This window comes from Mycobacterium aquaticum (assembly GCF_002086485.1).
GTDB classification, from domain to species: Bacteria; Actinomycetota; Actinomycetes; order Mycobacteriales; family Mycobacteriaceae; genus Mycobacterium; species Mycobacterium aquaticum.
The window spans coordinates 21,039-42,292 of record NZ_MVHF01000052.1; the positions used below are offsets into that span (position 1 = coordinate 21,039).

The 21,254-nt window shown below is 67.3% G+C and carries 13 protein-coding genes; 12 read left to right on the forward strand and 1 reads right to left on the reverse strand.

What is annotated here, in order from left to right:
• Positions 1-91: 91 nt before the first annotated feature.
• Positions 92-1,096 (reverse strand): hypothetical protein, encoded by a 1,005-nt coding sequence (locus tag BST13_RS32660; protein WP_083169553.1) that lies wholly within the window; start codon positions 1,094-1,096, stop codon positions 92-94.
• A gap of 213 nt (positions 1,097-1,309) precedes the next feature.
• Here BST13_RS32660 and glf point away from each other — a divergent pair, with 213 nt between their 5' ends.
• The 12 genes from glf to BST13_RS32720 all read left to right on the forward strand — a co-directional run bounded on the left by glf (position 1,310) and on the right by BST13_RS32720 (position 21,138).
• On the forward strand, positions 1,310-2,554 hold the full coding sequence (glf, locus tag BST13_RS32665) for a UDP-galactopyranose mutase (protein WP_083169554.1): 1,245 nt from the start codon (positions 1,310-1,312) through the stop codon (positions 2,552-2,554).
• Entirely contained in the window at positions 2,551-4,488 is a 1,938-nt protein-coding gene (locus BST13_RS32670) for a glycosyltransferase (protein WP_083169555.1), read from the forward strand. Before glf ends, BST13_RS32670 begins: the two co-directional genes overlap by 4 nt.
• A gap of 1 nt (position 4,489) precedes the next feature.
• Positions 4,490-5,020, forward strand: a complete 531-nt coding sequence (locus BST13_RS32675; protein ID WP_083169556.1) for a phosphatase PAP2 family protein — start codon at positions 4,490-4,492, stop codon at positions 5,018-5,020.
• Positions 5,021-5,041: 21 nt separating this feature from the next.
• Complete coding sequence (locus tag BST13_RS32680) at positions 5,042-5,959, forward strand: decaprenyl-phosphate phosphoribosyltransferase (protein WP_083169557.1); 918 nt, start codon at positions 5,042-5,044, stop codon at positions 5,957-5,959.
• Between the two features lie 28 nt (positions 5,960-5,987).
• Positions 5,988-7,991, forward strand: a complete 2,004-nt coding sequence (gene aftB, locus BST13_RS32685; RefSeq protein WP_281254779.1) for a terminal beta-(1->2)-arabinofuranosyltransferase — start codon at positions 5,988-5,990, stop codon at positions 7,989-7,991.
• 300 nt (positions 7,992-8,291) lie between these two features.
• Positions 8,292-9,299 (forward strand): esterase family protein, encoded by a 1,008-nt coding sequence (locus BST13_RS32690; RefSeq protein WP_064946002.1) that lies wholly within the window; start codon positions 8,292-8,294, stop codon positions 9,297-9,299.
• A 248-nt stretch (positions 9,300-9,547) separates the two neighbouring features.
• Complete coding sequence (locus BST13_RS32695; RefSeq protein ID WP_083169558.1) at positions 9,548-10,450, forward strand: alpha/beta hydrolase-fold protein; 903 nt, start codon at positions 9,548-9,550, stop codon at positions 10,448-10,450.
• Positions 10,451-10,505: 55 nt separating this feature from the next.
• Positions 10,506-10,961 (forward strand): DUF732 domain-containing protein, encoded by a 456-nt coding sequence (locus BST13_RS32700; protein ID WP_083169560.1) that lies wholly within the window; start codon positions 10,506-10,508, stop codon positions 10,959-10,961.
• 8 nt (positions 10,962-10,969) lie between these two features.
• Complete coding sequence (gene culp6 / locus BST13_RS32705; RefSeq protein WP_083169562.1) at positions 10,970-11,980, forward strand: carboxylesterase Culp6; 1,011 nt, start codon at positions 10,970-10,972, stop codon at positions 11,978-11,980.
• A 217-nt stretch (positions 11,981-12,197) separates the two neighbouring features.
• Positions 12,198-14,090, forward strand: a complete 1,893-nt coding sequence (gene fadD32 / locus BST13_RS32710) for a long-chain-fatty-acid--AMP ligase FadD32 (RefSeq protein ID WP_083169564.1) — start codon at positions 12,198-12,200, stop codon at positions 14,088-14,090.
• A 134-nt stretch (positions 14,091-14,224) separates the two neighbouring features.
• A complete protein-coding gene (pks13, locus tag BST13_RS32715; RefSeq protein WP_095533804.1) occupies positions 14,225-19,588 on the forward strand; it encodes a polyketide synthase Pks13 in 5,364 nt (1,787 codons plus the stop codon).
• Positions 19,585-21,138 carry an acyl-CoA carboxylase subunit beta gene (locus BST13_RS32720; RefSeq protein WP_083169568.1) on the forward strand — a complete coding sequence of 518 codons (1,554 nt, stop codon included), beginning with the start codon at positions 19,585-19,587 and terminating at the stop codon, positions 21,136-21,138. Before pks13 ends, BST13_RS32720 begins: the two co-directional genes overlap by 4 nt.
• The last annotated feature ends 116 nt before the right edge of the window (positions 21,139-21,254 follow it).

Sequence of the window (21,254 nt, forward strand, 5' to 3'; positions counted from 1 at the left end):
ACGCGATTCTCAGCGTGCACGCAACGGCACCGCAGAGCCTCCACTGGCTTCTGCGGTGCCGTTTCGTAACAAGCGCTTCCTGCCCGGCCCGTCAGGGCGTGGGCAGCGGCGGAGCCGGCGGTGCCGGTACCGCGGGTGCGGCCGCAGGGATGCCCTGTTTCATCGCCGAGGTGATGGCCGGCATCACCATGCCCTTGAGCAGATCGATCGCCTGGCCGGCGCCGAGCTGTTGGGCGGCACTGGACAGGTCGCCGAAGAGGCCACCGCCGCCAGTGCTGCTGGTCGCGGGCATCGCACTCAGCGACGGGTCGCTCCCCAGCGGGCCACCGAGGATCGGGTAGGTGCCACCAAGGCCCGGGTCACCGGCGATCGGCACCTCACCCGGGGCGGGCAGGGCGCCGCCGTTGGAGATCGGCATGAGCGACGGGTCCGTGCCCAGGCCGGGCGTGGTCAGGCCCGGGGTGGTGGGAGCGCCGAGGCTCGGCGTGGTCAGGCCGCCCGGCACGGCGCCCGCCGGGTTGGTCAGGCCACCGGGCACGGCTCCGGCCGGATTGGTCAGCCCACCGGGCAGCGCGCCCGCCGGGTTGGTCAAAGCCGGGTTGCTCAGGGCCGGGTTGCTCAGTGCGGGATCGGTCAGCGCACCTGGTGCGGTCAGGCTCGGCGTCGCCCCCGGAGTTGCACCGGGCAGACCGGCACCACCGGGCGCAGTCAGGCCGGGGCTGGTCAGGCCCGGATTGGTCAGCCCGGGGCTGGTGAGCCCAGGCGAGGTGAGGCCGGGGGAGGTGAGCCCAGGGCTGGTGAGCCCGGGCGCGCCCAGGCCGGGTGAGGTCAGCGTCGGCGAGGCGAGCGACGGCGACGCGCCCGTGCCGCCGAGCAACCCGCCCGGCAGGTTGATGCCGAACTGGGAGAGCCCCTGGGACAGCGCGGACATCAGCTCGGTGGGCAGGTCGGTGATCATGGCGGCCTGGGTGAATTCACGCTGCTGAGGCTCAGGGGAAAGCTGGGTGACCGCAACCAATGCTGCTGGACTTGCGACTGCCACTGCAGCGACTGCACGCATGGCTGTCGAGAGCTTGCGTCGACGTCGGTTCGGCACGGAAGTCTCCTCAAATTGGACTGCATATCTGTACTGCTCAGGTCTGTCAGCAGCTAAGGACGAAACGTGCGAAGCCCATGAGTGCCAACGTGATCGATGGTACTGGTGTGACTAAAGGGTCTAGAGTGACGATATTGAATTGTGAGCGAATTGCGACCTACGCCCGCTATCGAATTCGGGCTGTAGCGGGCCGGTCGGATACCCTGGCTGCCGATGACGTCCTTATCTCCCCGGGTCGGCGCGGTCCAGCCCACAGGTCATTTCGACCTCTTTGTCGTTGGTTCCGGTTTCTTCGGTCTGACGATCGCCGAGCGCGTGGCGACGCAACTCGACAAGCGCGTACTTGTCATCGAGCGACGTCCGCACATCGGCGGTAACGCCTATTCCGAACCCGAACCGCAGACCGGTATCGAAGTCCACAAGTACGGTGCCCATTTGTTCCACACCTCCAATCAACGGGTGTGGGACTACGTCAGGAACTTCACCGACTTCACCGATTACCAGCACCGGGTCTTCGCCCTGCACAACGGGCAGGCCTACCAGTTCCCGATGGGCCTGGGTCTGGTGTCCCAGTTCTTCGGCCGCTACTTCACGCCGGACGAGGCCAGGGCGCTGATCGCCGAGCAGGCCGCCGAGATCGACACCAAAGACGCCCAGAACCTAGAGGAAAAGGCCATCTCGCTGATCGGCCGCCCGCTCTACGAGGCGTTCGTCAAGCACTACACCGCCAAGCAGTGGCAGACCGACCCCAAGGAACTGCCCGCCGCGAACATCACCCGGCTGCCGGTGCGCTACACGTTCGACAACCGGTACTTCAACGACACCTACGAGGGGCTGCCGGTCGACGGCTACACCGCGTGGCTGGAGAAGATGGCCGCCGACGACCGTATCCAGGTGGTGCTCGACACCGACTGGTTCGACGTGCGCGAGGGCCTGCGGGCGCAGAACCCCGACGCGCCGGTGGTGTACACCGGGCCGCTGGACCGCTACTTCGACTATTCCGAAGGCCGGTTGGGTTGGCGCACACTCGATTTCGAGGTCGATGTGCTGGACACCGGAGACTTCCAGGGCACCGCCGTCATGAACTACAACGACGCCGACGTGCCCTACACCCGCATCCACGAGTTCCGGCACTTCCACCCCGAGCGGGTGTACCCGGCCGACAAGACCGTGATCATGCGTGAATACTCCCGGTTCGCCGAGAACGACGACGAGCCGTACTACCCGATCAACACCGAAGCCGACCGTGCTCTGCTGGCCACCTACCGTGCCCTGGCCAAGGCCGAAACAGCCTCGGCCAAGGTGCTTTTCGGCGGCCGGCTGGGCACCTACCAATACCTGGACATGCACATGGCCATCGCCAGCGCACTGAGCATGTATGACAACACGCTGGCACCGCATCTGGCCGACGGTGCGCCGCTCGTCACCGAACCCGAGAAGGAAAGCAGCAAAGCATGAGTGACATCCCATCCGGCGCACTCGACGCCGGAGAATCCAGGGCCGTCAGTCTGCTGGCCCGCGTGATCCTGCCGCGACCGGGCGAGCCGCTCGACGTCCGCAAGCTCTACCTCGACGAGGACCCGACCAACGCGCGTCGGGCACATGCGCCCAGCCGCACGACGCTGGAGATCGGCCCGGAATCCGGGATCTCGTTCGCGACCTACTTCAACGCGTTTCCGGCCAGCTACTGGCGGCGCTGGTCGACTCTGACGTCGGTGGTGCTGCGGGTCGAGTTGACCGGCAGCGCGCGCGTCGACGTGTACCGCTCCAAGGCCACCGGCGCGCGCATCACCGTCGGCGGCGCACCGGTCTCCAGCGGCGACTCCGATGAGCCCGCGAGCGTCGAGTTCGAGATCGACCTGACGCCGTTCGAGGACGGCGGCTGGATCTGGTTCGACATCACCACCGACACCAAGGTGACGGTGCACAGCGCGGGCTGGTACGCGCCGAGTCCCGCCCCGGGCCGGGCCAATGTCGCCGTCGGCATCCCGACCTTCAACCGGCCCGCGGACTGCGTCAACGCGCTGGCCGCACTCACCTCCGACCCGCTCGTCGACGAGGTGATCTGCGCGGTCATCGTGTCCGATCAGGGCACCAGCAAGGCCAAGGACCATCCCGGATTCGAGGAAGCCGCTGCGGCGCTGGGCAACCGGCTCTCGATTCACAACCAGCCGAACCTCGGCGGTTCCGGCGGATACAGCCGCGTGATGTACGAGGCGCTGAAGAACACCGACTGTGAGCAGATCCTGTTCATGGACGACGACATCCGCATCGAGCCGGACTCGATCCTGCGCGCGCTGGCCATGAACCGGTTCGCCAAGGAGCCGACGCTGGTGGGCGGGCAGATGCTCAACCTGCAGGAGCCATCGCACCTGCACATCATGGGCGAGGTGGTGGACCGCTCGAACTTCATGTGGTCGGCCGCGCCCAACGCCGAATACGACCACGACTTCGCCAAGTACGCCCTCGACGACGTCGACGCCTACCGCAGCAAGCTGCTGCACCGCCGCATCGACGTCGACTTCAACGGCTGGTGGATGTGCATGATCCCGCGGCAGGTGGCCGAAGAGGTCGGCCAGCCGCTGCCGTTGTTCATCAAGTGGGACGACTGCGAATACGGGCTGCGCGCCGCCGAGCACGGCTACCGCACGGTCACCCTGCCGGGCGCGGCGATCTGGCACATGGCCTGGAGCGACAAGGACGATGCCATCGACTGGCAGGCGTACTTCCACCTGCGCAACCGGTTGGTGATCGCCGCGATGCACTGGGACGGCGACATTCGGGGCCTGCTCGCCAGCCACCTCAAGGCAACCTTCAAACACCTTCTCTGCCTTGAATATTCGACGGTCGCCATCCAGAACCGGGCCATGGAGGACTTCCTGGCCGGGCCGGAGCACATCTTCTCGATCCTGGAGTCGGCGCTGCCCGACATCCGCAAGATGCGCTCGCAGTACCCGGACGCCGTCGTGCTTCCCGGTGCCACCGCGCTGCCGCCCGCGTCGGATCTCAAGCGCAAGAAGGTCCGCATCCCGGTCTCCAAGGCCGCCATCGCGGTCCGGCTGGCCCGCGGCGTCGCCAACCAGCTGCGCGAGGCTGATCCCGAAACCCACGTCCGGCCGCAGATCAACGTGGCGACCCAGGACGCCCGGTGGTTCTCGCTGTGCATGGTCGACGGTGTCACCGTCACCACCGCCGACGGCCGCGGTGTCGTCTACCGCCAGCGTGACCGCGCGAAAATGTTTGCGCTGCTGCGTGCTTCGCTGCGTCAGCAGCTGCGGATAGCCCGCCAGTTCGACCGCATGCGCAAGGTGTACCGCGATGCGTTGCCGACCCTGTCGAGCACCCAGAAGTGGGAGACCGTGCTGCTCGCCGAATCCGGCGAGAAGGCCTGAGATGGCCGACGCGCCGCGCGGCGAGGACGCCGTGCTGGTAGCCGTTCAGTCGGCACTGGCAGGTCGCACCGGTGTACTCGCCGGGGCGCGCGCGCTGTCCCACTTCGGTGAGCACAGCCTGGGCTGGGTCGGCCTGGCCACGGTGGGCGCGCTGGTGCAGCCGTCCAAGCGTCGGTCCTGGATTGCGGTGGGCGCCGGTGCCTTCCTGGCACACGCCGCTGCGGTGGTGATCAAGCGGGTGGTACGCCGTGAGCGTCCACACCACCCCGACATCGCGGTGAACGTGGGGACCCCGAGCCGGCTGAGTTTCCCGTCCGCGCACGCCACCTCGACCACCGCGGCCGCGGTGCTGCTGGCCCAGACCACCGGTCTGCCGCTGCCCGTGGTCCTGGTGCCGCCGATGGCGCTGTCGCGGCTGGTGCTCGGCGTGCACTACCCGACCGATGTGCTCACCGGCGTGGCCGTCGGTGCCCTGGTGGGGAAGGCGGTCGGTACAGCGGTGAACCGGGATTCTGGGGTCGAAGGAGACTGATGAGCGATGAGCACAGCCCGGATGAGTGAGGAAGCCGAGCCGACTTCCGGCCCGCCCAAGAACGTGGTGAGCGGTGCCATCAAGGCGATGCGCCCGCGCCAGTGGGTCAAGAACCTGCTGGTGCTGGCCGCGCCGATGGCGGCGCTGGGCGGCGGCGTGCACTACAACTACGCCGACCTGGCCTACAACGTGTCGATCGCGTTCGTGGTGTTCTGCCTGGCGTCGTCGTCGATCTACCTGATCAACGACGCCCGCGACGTCGAGGCGGACCGGGCGCACCCGACCAAACGGTTCCGACCGATCGCGGCAGGCGTCGTGCCGGAGTGGCTGGCCTACCTGCTGGCGGTGGTGCTCGCTGCGGCGTCGTTGGGCATCTCGTGGTCGCTGACCCCGAACCTGGCCCTGGTGATGGCGATCTACGTGGCCATCCAGCTGGCGTACTGCTTCGGGCTGAAACACCAAGCGGTGCTGGACATCTGCATCGTGTCGTCCGGATTCCTGATCCGCGCCATCGCCGGTGGTGTGGCCACCGGGATCCCGCTGTCGCAGTGGTTCCTGCTCGTCATGGCGTTCGGGTCACTGTTCATGGCATCGGGCAAGCGGTACGCCGAACTGCAGCTGGCCGAACGCACCGGCGCCAAGATCCGCAAGTCGCTGGAGAGCTACACCACCACGTATCTGCGCTTCGTCTGGACGCTGGCGGCCACCGCGGTGGTGGTCTGCTACGGACTGTGGGCCTTCGAGCGTGACCGGGTGGTCGGCTCGTCGTGGTTCGCCATCTCGATGATCCCGTTCACCATCGCCATCCTGCGCTACGCGGTCGACGTCGATGGCGGCATCGCAGGCGAACCCGAGGAGATCGCACTGCGGGACCGGGTTCTGCAGCTGCTGGCTGTGGCGTGGATCGGGACCATCGGTGCTGCCATCGCTTTCAGCTGACCCCACCAACGCCCGCCGGTGGCCCGGCGTGACCGACCTGCGCAGGCGGGCCGGGGGCCTGGGCGAGCGTTTGGAGAACTGGCCTGCGTTCCCGTACCACCTGTCGGTGCGGATCAGCCTGTGGGTCGGCGTCGTGGTGGTCGCCGGGCTGTTCGGGTGGGGCGCCTGGCAACGCCGGTGGATCGCCGACGACGGCCTGATCGTGCTGCGCACGGTGCGAAACCTGTTGGCCGGCAACGGACCGGTCTTCAATGCCGGCGAGCGCGTCGAGGCCAACACCTCGACGGCGTGGACCTACCTGGTGACCCTCGGGGCCTGGATCGGCGGCCCGCTGCGGCTGGAGTACGTGGTGCTGGTGCTGGCCCTGGTGCTGAGCGTGCTCGGTGTGGTGTTCGTGATGCTGGGTACCGGCCGCCTCTACGCGCCCAGCCTGCGGGGCCGTCGCGCACTGCTGCTGCCTGCAGGCGCGCTGGTCTACATCGCGATCCCGCCGGCCCGCGATTTCGCCACCTCGGGGCTCGAAAGTGGTTTGGCGCTGGCTTATCTCGGCTTGCTCTGGTGGATGATGGTGTGCTGGTCGCAGGCGCTGCGGGCACATCCCGATCAGCAGCGGGGGCACCAGAACATCACGGGTTCGGCCTTCGAGGGCTCGCTGGCGTTCGTCGCAGGGCTCAGCGTGCTGATCCGCCCGGAGCTGGCGCTGCTCGGCGGCGGGCTGCTGGTCATGATGCTGGTGGCCGCGCGCGGTTGGCGCCGCCGGACGCTCATCGTGGTCGCGGGCGGGCTACTGCCGGTGGGTTACCAGATCTTCCGGATGGGTTACTACGGCCTGCTGGTGCCCGGCACCGCGGTGGCCAAGGACGCCTCGGGGTCCAAATGGGCCCAGGGCTTCGTCTACCTGACCAACTTCAATCACCCCTACCTGCTGTGGGTGCCTGCGGTGCTGCTGGTGCTGCTCGGAATGGTGTTGTTGGCCACCAGGACTCGTCCGTGGTGGGTCCGGCGGCAGGTGCCGCGGGGCTACGGCTGGCTGCCGCGGACGATCCAAAGTCCGCCCGCCATCGTCATTTTCATGGTGGCCAGCGGGTTCCTGCAGGCGGTGTACTGGGTGCGCCAAGGCGGTGACTTCATGCACGGCCGGGTGCTGCTGGCTCCGGTGTTCTGCATGCTGGCCCCGGTCGCGGTGATCCCGGTGGTGCTGCCCGACGGCACGAAGTTCACCCGGGAGACCGGTTATCTGTTGGCCGCCGCCACCAGCGTGCTGTGGGCCGCGGTCGTCGGCTGGTCGATCTGGGCGGCCAACTCACCGGGGCTCGGCGCCGACGCCACGCGGGTCACCTATTCCGGCATCGTCGACGAGCGGCGCTTCTACTCGCAGGCCACCGGTCACGCGCATCCGCTGACCGCTGCGGACTACCTGGACTACCCGCGCATGCGGGCGGTCCTCACGGCCATCAACAACACTCCCGACGGTGCCCTGCTGCTGCCGTCGGGCAACTACGACGTGTGGGATGTGGTGCCCGCCCTGCCGCCGCCGCCGGGCCTCACGCCGTCGGAGCGCAGGGCGCTGGTAACTCCGCACACAGTGTTTTTCACCAACCTCGGCATGGTCAGCATGAACACCGGGCTCAACGTGCGGGTCATCGATCAGATCGGGCTGGCAAACCCCTTGGCGATGCACACGCGGCGCCTGACCGACGGTCGCATCGGCCACGACAAGAACCTGTTCCCGGACTGGGCGGTTGCCGAGGGGCCGTTCCTCAAGGAACACCCGTATGTCCCGCCGTATCTGGACGAGGACTGGATCACCGAAGCCGGGGTGGCGTTGACGTGTCCGGACACCGACTCGATGCTGAATTCTCTGCGCGGCGAGATGGGCCCGCGACGGTTCCTGTCGAACCTCACGCACGCCTACGAATTCACCAAGTACCGGATCGACCGCGTGCCGTTGTACGAGATCAACCGGTGTGGCCTGCAACCGCCGCCGACCAAGGTGCCGCCGTACACGGGCATGCCCGCAACCGGTCCGTAGTTTGCGCGGCGACGCGTCGGCGGCGATAGACCACAAACCTGGGATTTGGCTGTCAGTGGGTTGGTCTGTTTGGGTAACGCTAGGCCGTCATGGCCCGATACGTAATCGGGCACCCGTGCGTCCGCTTGCGGTGTGCCTGATGTTCTGCCCTGATCGCACTTTGGGCGACTGAGTGTGACCAGGGCAGACAGCTGCTGAAAAGAAGAAAATGGCCTCGATGTGGTTGACTACACGGGCACGTGAGCCGGTTACGTCCGCTGAATTGACGTGCGGCATACGACAGATGAGATAGGGAGCGGTATGAAGTTCGTTGGGAAGATGCGCGGCGCAGCGGCAGGTCTGTCGCGCCGGCTGACGGTTGCGGTCGCGGCAGCGGCCCTGCTGCCTGGCCTGGTAGGCGTCGCGGGTGGCTCGGCGACTGCTGGGGCTTTCTCTCGCCCGGGTCTGCCGGTCGAGTATCTCGACGTTCCGTCGGCAGCGATGGGACGTGACATCCGCGTGGAGTTCCAGAGCGGCGGCCCGGGTGCTCCGGCGCTGTACCTGCTCGACGGTATGCGCGCACGCGACGACCAGAACGGCTGGGACATCGAGCTCCCCACGTTCGAATGGTTCCTGAACTCCGGCATCTCCGTCGTGATGCCCGTCGGTGGCCAGTCCAGCTTCTACACCGACTGGTACAAGCCGGCGTGTGGCAGCAAGGACGGCGGCTGCAAGACCTACAAGTGGGAAACCTTCCTGAGCTCGGAGCTGCCCGCATGGCTGCAGGCCAACCGGCAGGTCAAGCCGACCGGTAGCGCCATCGTCGGTCTGTCGATGGCCGGTTCGTCCGCGCTGATCCTGTCGATGAACCACCCCGAGCAGTTCATCTACGCCGCTTCCCTGTCCGGCACCTTGAACCCGTCCGAGGGCTGGTGGCCCATGCTGATCAGCGTCTCGATGGGTGACGCCGGTGGCTACAAGGCCGACGACATGTGGGGTTCGACGGGCGATCCGAACAACGCCTGGAAGGCCAACGACCCGACCGTGAACGTCGGCAAGATCGCTGCCCAGGGCACCCGCCTGTGGATCTACTGCGGTAACGGCAAGCCGAACGAGTCCGGTGGCACCGACGTCCCCGCGAAGTTCCTCGAGGGCTTCCTGTGCCGCACCAACACCACCTTCCAGGAGAAGTACCTCGCCGCTGGTGGCCAGAACGCGGTGTTCAACTTCCCCCAGAGCGGTACCCACGCGTGGGTCTACTGGGGCCAGCAGCTGCAGGCCATGAAGCCTGACCTGCAGCGTGTGCTGGGTGCCACTCCGACCGCCTGATCAGGCGGGCCGGTAGCGGCCGAACACGATATTGACGCTGACGGCGGCGATCCTCTGGGGTCGCCGCCGTCAGCCGTTTCCATCGCCACCTGTGCGTGCGATGTGGTTCACTACAACGGGTTCTGTGCTCCTCGCGTGCGCAACGGGTTCTGTGCTCCTCGCGTGCGCGGGGGTCTGTGCGGGGGCACTTTTCAGCAATGGGGTCCGATGGCTCTCCGGGAGTTCCCGGCGACAGGAGGGGTTCGAGGATGAGGCATGGGTTGATTGCCGTGCGAGCGGTCCTGTTGGCCGCGGTTCTGGCGGCCGGGCTGTGGACCACCTCGGCCCTCTCCGGCGCCCCCGCCCGAGCAGACGGTGTCGAGTACCTGATGGTGCCCTCGGCGGCCATGGGCCGCGACATCCCGGTGGCGTTCCAGGGCGGTGGGCCGCACGCGGTGTTCCTCCTCGACGCCTTCAACGCCGCTCCCGACGTGAGCAACTGGGTCAACGCCGGTCATGCCATGAGCACGCTCGCTGGCCGCGGCATCTCGGTGGCCGCCCCGGCGGGCGGCGCGTGGAGCCTCTACACCAACTGGGAGCAGGACGGTAGCAAGCAGTGGGAGACCTTCCTCGCCGATGAGCTGCCGAACTGGCTGGCCGCCAACAAGGGCCTGGCCCCGGGCGGACACGGCATCGTCGGTGTCTCGCAGGGCGGGACGGCGGCAGTGACGCTCGCCGCATTTCACCCGGACCGGTTCCGGTTCGCGGGTTCGCTGTCGGGCTTCCTGACGCCGTCGGCCACCACGCTCAACGGCGCGATCACGGCCGGGCTCGCGCAGTACGGCGGCGTCGACAGCTACGGAATGTGGGGCGCGCCGCAGCTCGGCCGCTGGAAGTGGCGGGATCCCGACGTGCACGTGCAGCTGCTCGCCGACGCCAACACCCGGCTGTGGGTGTACACCCCCAACACCATGACGTGCAGTGATCCGGCCGCGATGATCGGCGTGTGCGACCAGGCCCAGGGCAGCAACCGGGCGTTCTACTCGCACTACCGCGGCGTGGGCGGCAGCAACGGACACTTCGACTTCCAGGGCGGCGGCCAGCACGACTGGGGCAGCTGGGCGCCGCAGCTTGCGCAGATGTCTGGTGAACTGGTGGCCACCATCAAGTAGCTGCGGCCAATTCGGTTGTACCGGGGCAACTTTTGGCAGCCGGTACCGTGGAGTCGTGCAACGCTCGGTACGGTCGGCCACCCTGGTTCTCGCGGTGTCCGCTTCGTCGTTGCTGACCGGCTGTGGCGCGGGCAGCGACATGATGGAACCTCTGGCGTTGCCGACATCGCAGATCAACGACGCACACGCCCAGTCGGGTGACCTCGTGTCGGTACCGACCGCCCCGGCCGTCAACGCCCAGCAGCGGTCCTACCTCGACGCGTTGGCCGCTGCGGGCGTGAAGCCGTCGAGCGATCTTCAAGCCCTGACCATCGGGTCTTACGTCTGTCAGGCGCGGGCCGCGAAGCAGAATGATCAGGCGGTGTGGGATCTTGTGCTACCTCTGGTGCGCAGCGATGTGCGCGCCAACCACGTGGTGGACGGCAGCGCGTCAGTCGGGGACGAATCCAACGGTGAAGTCGCCGCCGCGGCCTCCGATTACATCCGCATCGCAACCGAACAACTCTGCTAGCAGGAGACATGGCGAAAAATTCTCGACGGAAGCGGCATCGCATCCTGGCCCTCATCGCTGCCGGTGCGATGGCACTTGTCGTGGTGCTGGTGGTGGCGATCGTGGTGATCGTGATGCGCAGGCCGGAGACGCCGTCGGCCCCGCCCAGCGCCCAGCCGTCCCCCGGGGTGCAGGTGCCGCCGACGACGCGTAAACCGCGTCCGGCGTTCCAGAGCGCCGACTGCCCGGACGTTTTCGTGTTGTCGATCCCGGGCACCTGGGAGTCCTCGGTGCAGCTGGACCCGGCCAACCCGGTGCAGTTCCCCTTGGCTCTGCTGCTCAACGTGACCAATCCGCTGCGCGCGCAGTTCGACAACTCGCGCATGGAGATCTACACGGTTCCCTACACCGCGCAGTTCCACAATCCGTTCGCCGCGGACAAGCAGATGTCCTACAACGACAGCCGGGCCGAGGGCACGCGGGTCGCGGTCAAGGCGCTGACGGACATGAACAACCGCTGCCCGCTGACCAGCTACGTGATCATGGGCTTCTCGCAGGGCGCGGTGATCGGCGGCGACATCGCCAGCGACATCGGCAACGGTCGCGGTCCGGTGGACGAGGACCTGGTGCTCGGGGTGACCTTGATCGCCGACGGGCGCCGACAGATGGGTGTGGGCCAGGACGTCGGCCCCAACCCCGTCGGCCAGGGCGCCGAAGTGACCTTGCACGAGGTGCCGACGCTGTCGGCGCTGGGTTTGACGATGACGGGACCTCGCCCGGGCGGGTTCGGCGCACTCAACGACCGCGCCAATGAGATCTGTGGCACGGGGGATCTGATCTGTTCGGCCCCGCAGGAGGCGTTCTCGATCGTCAACCTGCCTGCCACGCTGGAGACCTTGTCAGGTAGCGCCGCTGGTCCGGTCCACGCCCTCTACAACACTCCGCAGTTCTGGGTTCTCAATGGTCAGACGGCCACGCAGTGGACGCTGGCGTGGGCGCAGAACCTCATCGAGAATGCGCCGCATCCGGCGCATGGATAACGGTTCGGCCACGAGCGTGCCGGATTTGGATGGGACAGCTGAACTCCCTTAATATTAAGAGAAAAGTAAGGGCTTCACGTAGGTGAGTCGCGAGTCCGATCGCGCGTACGATCTTCGGGGTTTGGGTACGCGCGGCCGGTGGACTGGCTGAGGCGCACCGTGAATGACGTGCCATAACAGGCTTCACGATGAGTGCGGCTCTGACGGGAGAAGAGATATGCCGTTCCACAATCCGTTCATCAAGGACGGACAGATAAAGTTTCCTGACGGCGCAAGCATCGTTGAACACGTCGAGCGCTGGGCGAAGGTCCGCGGCGACAAGCTCGCCTACCGGTTTCTCGACTTCTCCACCGAACGTGACGGCGTCGCCCGCGACCTGACGTGGTCGCAGTTCAGCGCCCGCAACAAGGCCGTCGCCGCACGGTTGCAGCAGGTCACCCAGCCGGGCGACCGCGTCGCGATCCTGTGCCCGCAGAACCTCGACTACCTGGTGGCCTTCTTCGGCGCCCTGTACGCGGGCCGCATCGCGGTGCCGCTGTTCGACCCGTCTGAGCCGGGCCATGTCGGACGCCTGCACGCGGTGTTGGACAACTGCCACCCGTCGGCCATCCTGACCACCACCGAAGCGGCCGAGGGCGTGCGCAAGTTCTTCCGCAGCCGGCCCGCCAACCAGCGTCCGCGCGTGATCGCCGTCGACGCCGTCCCGGATGACGTCGCCGCCACGTGGATCAAGCCGGACCAGCCCGACGAGACCACCATCGCGTACCTGCAGTACACCTCCGGTTCCACCCGCATCCCCACCGGCGTGCAGATCACCCACCTCAACCTGGCCACCAACGTGGTGCAGGTGGTCGAGGCGCTGGAAGGCGAAGACGGTGACCGTGGCCTGTCCTGGCTGCCCTTCTTCCACGACATGGGCCTCATCACCGCGCTGCTCGCGCCGATGATCGGCTACTACTTCACCTTCATGACGCCTGCTGCGTTCGTGCGTCGTCCCGAACGCTGGATCCGCGAGCTCGCCCGCAAGGAGGGCGACACCGGTGGCACCATCTCGGTGGCCCCCAACTTCGCGTTCGACCATGCGGCTGCCCGCGGCGTGCCCAAGGAGGGCTCGGCGCCGCTGGACATGTCCAACGTCAAGGCCGTGCTCAACGGCAGCGAGCCCATCTCGGCGGCCACCGTGCGCCGGTTCAACGAGGCGTTCGGGCCGTACGGCTTCCCGCCCAAGGCCATCAAGCCCTCGTACGGCCTGGCCGAGGCCACGCTGTTCGTGTCGACCACGCCGTCGGCCGAGGAACCCAAGATCATCACCGTCGACCGCGACGAGCTCAACAACGGGCGCATCGTCGAGGTGCCGGAGGATTCGCCCAAGGCCGTGGCCCAGGCCTCGGCAGGCAAGGTCGGTCTGGCGGAGTGGGCGGTCATCGTCGACGCCGAGAGTGCCACCGAGCTGCCCGACGGCCAGGTCGGTGAGATCTGGATCAGCGGCCAGAACATGGGTACCGGTTACTGGGGCAAGCCCGACGAGAGCCGGGAGGTGTTCCAGAACACCCTCAAGTCGCGCACCAGCCCGTCGCACGCCGAGGGTGCAGCCGACGACGCCACGTGGGTCCGCACCGGCGACTACGGCGCCTTCTACGACGGTGACCTCTACATCACCGGCCGCGTCAAGGACCTGGTCATCATCGACGGCCGCAACCACTACCCGCAGGACCTGGAGTACTCGGCGCAGGAGGCCAGCAAGGCGCTGCGCACCGGGTACGTCGCGGCCTTCTCGGTGCCGGCCAACCAGCTGCCCGACGAGGTCTTCGAGAACGCCCACGCCGGCATCAAGCGCGACGCAGACGACACCTCTGAACAGCTCGTGATCGTGGCCGAGCGCGCGCCGGGTGCGCACAAGCTCGAGGTCGGACCGATCTCCGACGACATCCGCGCCGCCATCGCGGTGCGCCACGGCGTCACCGTCCGCGACGTGCTGCTGACTGCCGCCGGTGCGATCCCGCGCACCTCCAGCGGCAAGATCGGCCGCCGCGCCTGCCGGGCCGCCTACCTGGACGGCACCCTGCGCAGCGGCAAGATCGCCAACGCTTTCCCCGACGAGACGGACTGACCCGGGCCGAACGACATGACCTCGCCTGGCGGCCGGTCTGAGACAAAGGTGACTTGAAAATGGATGAAACTCAAGGCGATTCGAATCTTCCAGCCCGCACCGAGTCTGCCGGCCAGCCGACGTCGCGCCCTGACATGACCGTCGCGGAGATGCGTGAGTGGCTGCGCAAGGCCGTGGCCTCTGCGACAGGCCAGTCGGCCGACGCCATCGACGAGACCACGCCGCTGATCGAGCTCGGCCTGTCCTCGCGCGACGCGGTGGCGATGGCCAGCGACATCGAGGATCTCACCGGTGTCACCCTGACGGCCACGGTGCTGTTCCGGCACCCGACCATCGAGTCGCTGGCGACCGTGATCATCGAAGGCGAGCCCGAACCCGAGGACACCGGCGACGAGGACTGGTCGCGCGCCCGTGACGTCGAGGACATCGCGATTGTCGGTGTGTCGACGCGGTTCCCCGGCGACTTGAACACCCCCGACCAGATGTGGGACGCGCTGCTCGGCGGGAAAGACTGCATCACCGATCTGCCCGAGGGCCGGTGGGAGGAGTTCCTCAGCGAACCGCGGATCGCCGAGCGGGTGGGCAAGGCGCGCACTCGCGGCGGTTACCTCAGTGACATCAAGGGTTTCGACTCGGAGTTCTTCGCGCTGTCGAAGATGGAAGCCGACAACATCGACCCGCAGCAGCGCATGGCGCTCGAGCTCACGTGGGAAGCGTTGGAGCATGCCAGGATTCCGGCGTCGAGCCTGCGCGGCGGCAGTGTCGCGGTGTACATCGGCAGCTCCAACAACGACTACTCCTACCTGTCGCTGGCCGATCCGACCGTCACCCACCCATACGCCATCACCGGTAACCAGACCGCCATCATCGCCAACCGGGTGTCCTACTTCTACGACTTCCGCGGCCCCTCGGTGTCGGTGGACACCGCCTGCTCGAGCTCGCTGGTGGCCGCACACCACGGTGTGCAGGCCCTGCGCTCGGGTGAGGCCGACGTGGCCATCGTCGGTGGCGTCAACGCGCTCATCACCCCGCTGGTGACGATCGGCTTCGACGAGGTCGGCGGTGTGCTGGCATCCGACGGCCGCATCAAGTCGTTCTCCTCGGACGCCGACGGCTACGCCCGCTCCGAAGGCGGCGGCATGCTCGTGCTCAAGCGGGTCTCCGATGCCCGCCGCGACGGCGATCAGATCCTGGCGGTCATCGCAGGCAGCGCGGTCAACCACGACGGTCGCTCCAACGGTCTGCTGGCGCCCAATCCCGATGCGCAGGAAGAGGTTCTGCGCAGGGCTTACAAGGACGCCGGGATCAACCCGCGGACCGTCGACTACATCGAGGCGCACGGCACCGGCACCATCCTCGGTGACCCCATCGAGGCCGATGCGCTGGGCCGGGTGGTCGGCCGGGGCCGCGACGCCGACAAGCCTGCCTTGCTGGGTGCAGTGAAATCCAATGTGGGGCACCTGGAGTCGGCAGCCGGTGCGGCGAGCCTGGCCAAGATGACCCTGGCGCTGGCCAACGACAAGATCCCGCCGTCCATCAACTACGCGGGCCCGAACCCCTACATCGACTTCGACAAAGAACACCTCAAGGTCAACGACACCGTCTCGGACTGGCCCCGCTACAGCGGTCACGCCATCACCGGTGTTTCGGGCTTCGGCTTCGGTGGTGCCAACGCCCACCTGGTGCTGCGTGAGGTGCTGCCGTCGGATCTCGTCGAGCCCGAGCCGGAACCCGAAGCCGTCGAGGACAAGTCGGCCTCCGACGATGCCAACGCGGTCTACGTGGGTGGTGTCCGGATGGACGAGTACGGCGAGTTCATTCACGACGAGGATGAATCCGGGGCCGATGAGTACCCCGCATACGACGAGGCGACGCATGAGCTGCCGGGCCTGACCGACGAGGCCAAGCGCCTGATCGAGAAGGCACGTGAGGAGCTGGCGGCTGCAGAAGCGGCCGAGCCCACCAAAAAGGTTGTCCCGCTGGCCATCTCCGCGTTTCTCACATCGCGCAAGAAGGCCGCGGCGGCCGAGTTGGCGGACTGGATCGATAGCGAAGAGGGCCGCGCGTCGTCGCTGGAATCCATCGGCCGCTCGCTGTCCCGGCGCAACCACGGCCGTTCCCGCGCAATCGTTCTCGCGCACGACCACGACGAGGCCGTCAAGGGGCTGCGCGCGGTGGCCGAGGGCAAGCAGCACCCGAGCGTGATCACCGCCGACGGGCCCGTCACCAACGGGCCGGTGTGGGTGCTGGCCGGTTTCGGTGCGCAGCACCGCAAGATGGGCAAAGAGCTGTACCTGCGCGAGCCGGTCTTCGCCGAGTGGATCAACAAGGTCGACGCCCACATCCAGGATGAGCGTGGCTATTCGGTCGTCGAGCTGATCCTCGACGACGCGATCGACTACACCAACGAGACCTGCGAATACCCCATCGAAGTGGTCCAGACGGTGATCTTCGCCATCCAGATCGCGCTCGGTGAATTCCTCAAGGCCCACGGCGCCAAACCCGGTGCGGTGGTGGGCCAGTCGCTCGGTGAAGCGGCCGCCGCCTACTTCTCCGGCGGTCTGTCGCTGGCCGACGCGACCCGTACCATCTGCTCGCGCGCACACCTGATGGGTGAGGGCGAGGCGATGCTGTTCGGTGAGTACATCCGGCTCATGGCCCTCGTGGAGTACTCGGCCGACGAGATCAAGACCGTCTTCGCCGACTTCCCGGGCCTTGAGGTCTGTGTCTACGCCGCCCCGACCCAGACCGTCATCGGTGGTCCGCCGGAGCAGGTCGACGCGATCATCGCCCGCGCGGAGTCCGAGGGCAAGTTCGCCCGCAAGCTCCAGACCAAGGGCGCCAGCCACACCCAGCAGATGGACCCGCTGCTCGGTGAGCTCTCCGCCGAGATCCAGGGCATCGAACCGCATCCGCTGGCCACGGGTTACTTCTCGACCGTGCACGAGGGCAAGTTCATCCGGGCCGGCGCCGAGCCGATCCACGACGTGGAGTACTGGAAGAAGGGGCTGCGCCACAGCGTCTACTTCACCCACGGCATCCGCAACGCGGTCGACAACGGGCACACCACGTTCCTCGAGCTCGCCCCGAATCCGGTGGCGCTCATGCAGGTTGGTCTGACGACCGCCAGCGCCGGGCTTCATGACGCACAGCTGATCCCGACGCTCGCCCGCAAGCAGGACGAGGTCACGTCGATGGTCACGGCCATGGCGCACCTGTTCGTGCACGGCCACGATCTGGACATCCGGACGCTGTTCCCGCGCAAGTCCAGCGGTCTGGCCGGGGCTCTCGACTTCGCCAACATCCCGCCGACGCGGTTCAAGCGCAAGCAGCATTGGCTCGATGCGCACTTCACCGGCGACAGCTCGGCGGTCATGCCTGGCAACCATGTCGCGACCCCTGACGGCAAGCACGTGTGGGAGTTCGTGCCCAAGGGCGCGGCTGACCTCGCTGCTCTGGTGAAAGCCGCTGCCGCACAGGTGCTTCCGGATGCCAAGCTGACGGCGTCGGAGCAGCGCGCGGTACCCGCCGAAGGATCGCGGCTCGTCACCACCTTGACCAGGCATCCGGGGGGTGCCTCGGTGCAGGTGCACGCCCGCATCGATGAGTCCTTCACGCTGGTCTACGACGCCATCGTCACGCGCGGGGGCGCGGCGACCACGCTGCCGACCGCGGTGGGCGCCGGTGTTGTCGCCGAGCAGGTTTCGACCGCGCCGGCCGTCGCCGAGCCGGAGCCAGAGGACGACGCTGAGATCCTGCAGGACCACCTGACCCAGGGCGCGGGCATGGGCGCCGGCTTCGAGAAGTGGTCACCGGAGTCCGGTGAGACCGTCGCGCAGCGGCTCGGCACCATCGTCGGTGCGGCAATGGGTTACGAGCCCGAGGATCTCCCGTGGGAGGTGCCGCTGATCGAGCTGGGTCTCGACTCACTGATGGCGGTGCGGATCAAGAACCGCGTCGAGTACGACTTCGATCTGCCGCCCATCCAGCTGACCGCGGTGCGGGACGCCAACCTGTACAACGTCGAGGAGCTCATCAAGTACGCGATCGAGCACCGCGACGAGGTCGATCAGATCGCCGAATCTCAGAAGGGCAAGACGGCCGAGGAGATTGCCGCCGAGCAGGCTGAGCTCCTGGGGGGCGCATCGAGTGTTGCCGAGGTCGAGGCCAAGCTGGCCGAGGCGAGCGGAGCGACGGGGGATGGTCCAGAGGCGGGGCATCCGTTGGCCGACAAGGATTCCGAGGACAGTGCCGCACCCGCTGCGCCGATCGACATCCCCGCACCGCCCACCGATCCGAGCGGGCCGTCGATCCCGGCTCCGCCGAGTGACCCGTCGGGCCCTGCCGGACCGTCCAAGGCCACTGCGGCAGCAGCCGCCGCCAAGGTGCTCACCCAGGAGGCGGTGACCGAGGCGCTCGGTGCCGACGTGCCGCCGCGCGACGCAGCGGAACGGGTCACGTTCGCGACGTGGGCGATCGTCACCGGCAAGTCCCCGGGCGGCATCTTCAACGAGCTGCCCGCGGTCGACGACGCGACGGCGACCAAGTTGGCCGAGCGGCTGTCGGAGCGCGCCGAGGGCACCATCACCGTCGACGACGTCAAGTCGGCCACGACCATCGAGGCACTGTCCACGATCGTGCGCGACCAGCTCGAGGAAGGTGTGGTGGACGGGTTCGTCCGCACCCTGCGGGCACCGAAAGAAGGCAGCTCGCACGTGCCGCTGTTCGTGTTCCACCCGGCCGGTGGTTCGACGGTGGTCTACGAACCGTTGATGAAGCGGCTGCCGGCCGATATCCCGGTCTACGGGTTCGAGCGGGTCGAGGGCGCGATCGAGGAACGCGCCGCGGAATACGTGCCCAAGCTGCTGGAGATGCACGATGGTCCGTTCGTGCTGGCGGGCTGGTCACTGGGCGGGGCGCTGGCCTACGCCTGTGCCATCGGGCTCAAGCGGGCCGGCGCCGATGTGCGGTTCGTCGGCCTGATCGACCTCGCGCTTCCGGGCGAGCCGATCGACCAGAGCAAGGAGGGCATGCGGGCCCGCTGGGATCGCTACGCCTTGTTCGCCGAACGCACCTTCAACGTCGAGATTCCGGCCATCCCGTACGAGGAGCTGGAGCAGCTCGACGACGAGGGCCAGGTGAAGTTCGTGTTGGACGCCATCAAGGACAGCGGCGTGCAGATCCCGGGTGGCATCATCGAGCACCAGCGCACGTCGTACCTGGACCAGCGTGCCCTGGCCACCATCGAGGTCCAGCCGTATGACGGGCACGTCACGCTGTATCTGGCCGACCGTTACCACGACGACGCGATCGTGTTCGAGCCCGCGTATGCGACCCGCAAGCCCGACGGCGGCTGGGGCGAGTACGTCAAGGATCTCGAGGTCGTGCCCATCGGGGGCGAGCACATCCAGGCCATCGACGAGCCGTACATTGCCAAAGTGGGTGCTCACATGAGCGAGGCGCTCAACCGGATCGAAGCTGAGAGCGAGAGCAAGTGACGAACAAGACGACGGCCGCGCTGCTGGCCGATCTCCGCGAGAAGCTTGAGGTCGCCAAGGAACCCGGCGGTGAGAAGGCCATCGCCAAGCGTGAGAAGAAGGGCATTCCCAGTGCCCGTGCGCGCATCCACGCGCTGCTCGACCCGGGCAGCTTCCTGGAAATCGGTGCGCTGTGCAAGACGCCGGGTGACCCGAATGCGTTGTTCGGTGACGGTGTGGTGACTGGTCACGGCACCATCAACGGACGCCCGGTGGGCGTGTTCAGCCATGACCAGACGGTGTTCCAGGGCACGGTCGGTGAGATGTTCGGTCGCAAGGTGGCCCGCCTGATGGAGTGGGTGGCCATGGTCGGCTGCCCGATGATCGGCATCAACGACTCCGGCGGTGCCCGCATCCAGGACGCCGTGACCTCGCTGGCCTGGTACGCCGAACTCGGCCGCCGCCACGAGCTGCTGCGCGGCATGGTGCCCGAGATCTCGATCATTCTCGGCAAATGTGCCGGCGGCGCGGTGTATTCGCCGATCCAGACCGATCTGGTGGTCGCGGTGCGCGATCAGGGCTACATGTTCGTCACCGGCCCGGACGTCATCAAGGACGTCACCGGTGAGGACGTGACGCTCGACGAGCTGGGCGGCGCCGACGCGCAGGCCCGCTACGGCAACATCCACCAGGTGGTCGAGGACGAGGCCGCGGCGTTCCAGTACGTGCGCGACTACCTGAGCTTCTTGCCCCCCAACACTTTTGACGATCCGCCGATCGTCAACCCAGGCATGGAGCCCGAGGTCACGCCGCACGACCTCGAGCTCGACTCGATCGTGCCGGACGCCGACAACACGGCCTACGACATGCACGAGATCCTGCTGCGGATCTTCGACGACGGTGACGTGTTCGACGTCGCTGCGCAGCGTGGGCAGGCGATCATCACCGCGTTCGCGCGCGTCGACGGGCATCCGGTCGGTGTCGTCGCCAACCAGCCGATGCACATGTCCGGCGCCATCGACAACGAGGCGTCCGACAAGGCGGCCGGGTTCATCCGGTTCTGCGACTCCTACAACCTGCCTTTGGTTTTCGTGGTCGACACCCCGGGCTTCCTGCCCGGCGTCGAGCAGGAGAAGGGCGGCATCATCAAGCGCGGTGGCCGGTTCCTCAACGCCGTCGTCGAGGCCGACGTGCCGAAGGTGACCATCACCATCCGCAAGTCCTACGGTGGCGCTTACGCCGTGATGGGTTCCAAGCAGCTCTCGGCCGACCTGAACTTCGCCTGGCCGACCGCACGTATCGCGGTGATCGGTGCCGAGGGCGCCGCGCAGCTGCTCGTGAAGCGTTTCCCGGACCCCACCGCGCCCGAGGTGCAGAAGATCCGCGCGGACTTCATCAAGGGTTACAACGAAAACATGGCCACGCCGTGGATCGCCGCCGAGCGTGGGTTCATCGACGCGGTCATCCAGCCGCACGAGACCCGGCTGCTGCTGCGCAAGTCGCTTCACCTGTTGCGCGACAAGCAGAAGCACGGCCGCGTGCAGCGCAAGCACGGCTTGTTGCCCATCTAGTTTCCCTGCCGAGCAGTCCCCCGCAAGCGGGAGGGCCCCCACCTGCGGTACGCGACACGCCGAAGTTCGGGTGCCGCCGTGTCTGTTCGCCAGGATTAGCGGCCACTTGCCTGTCC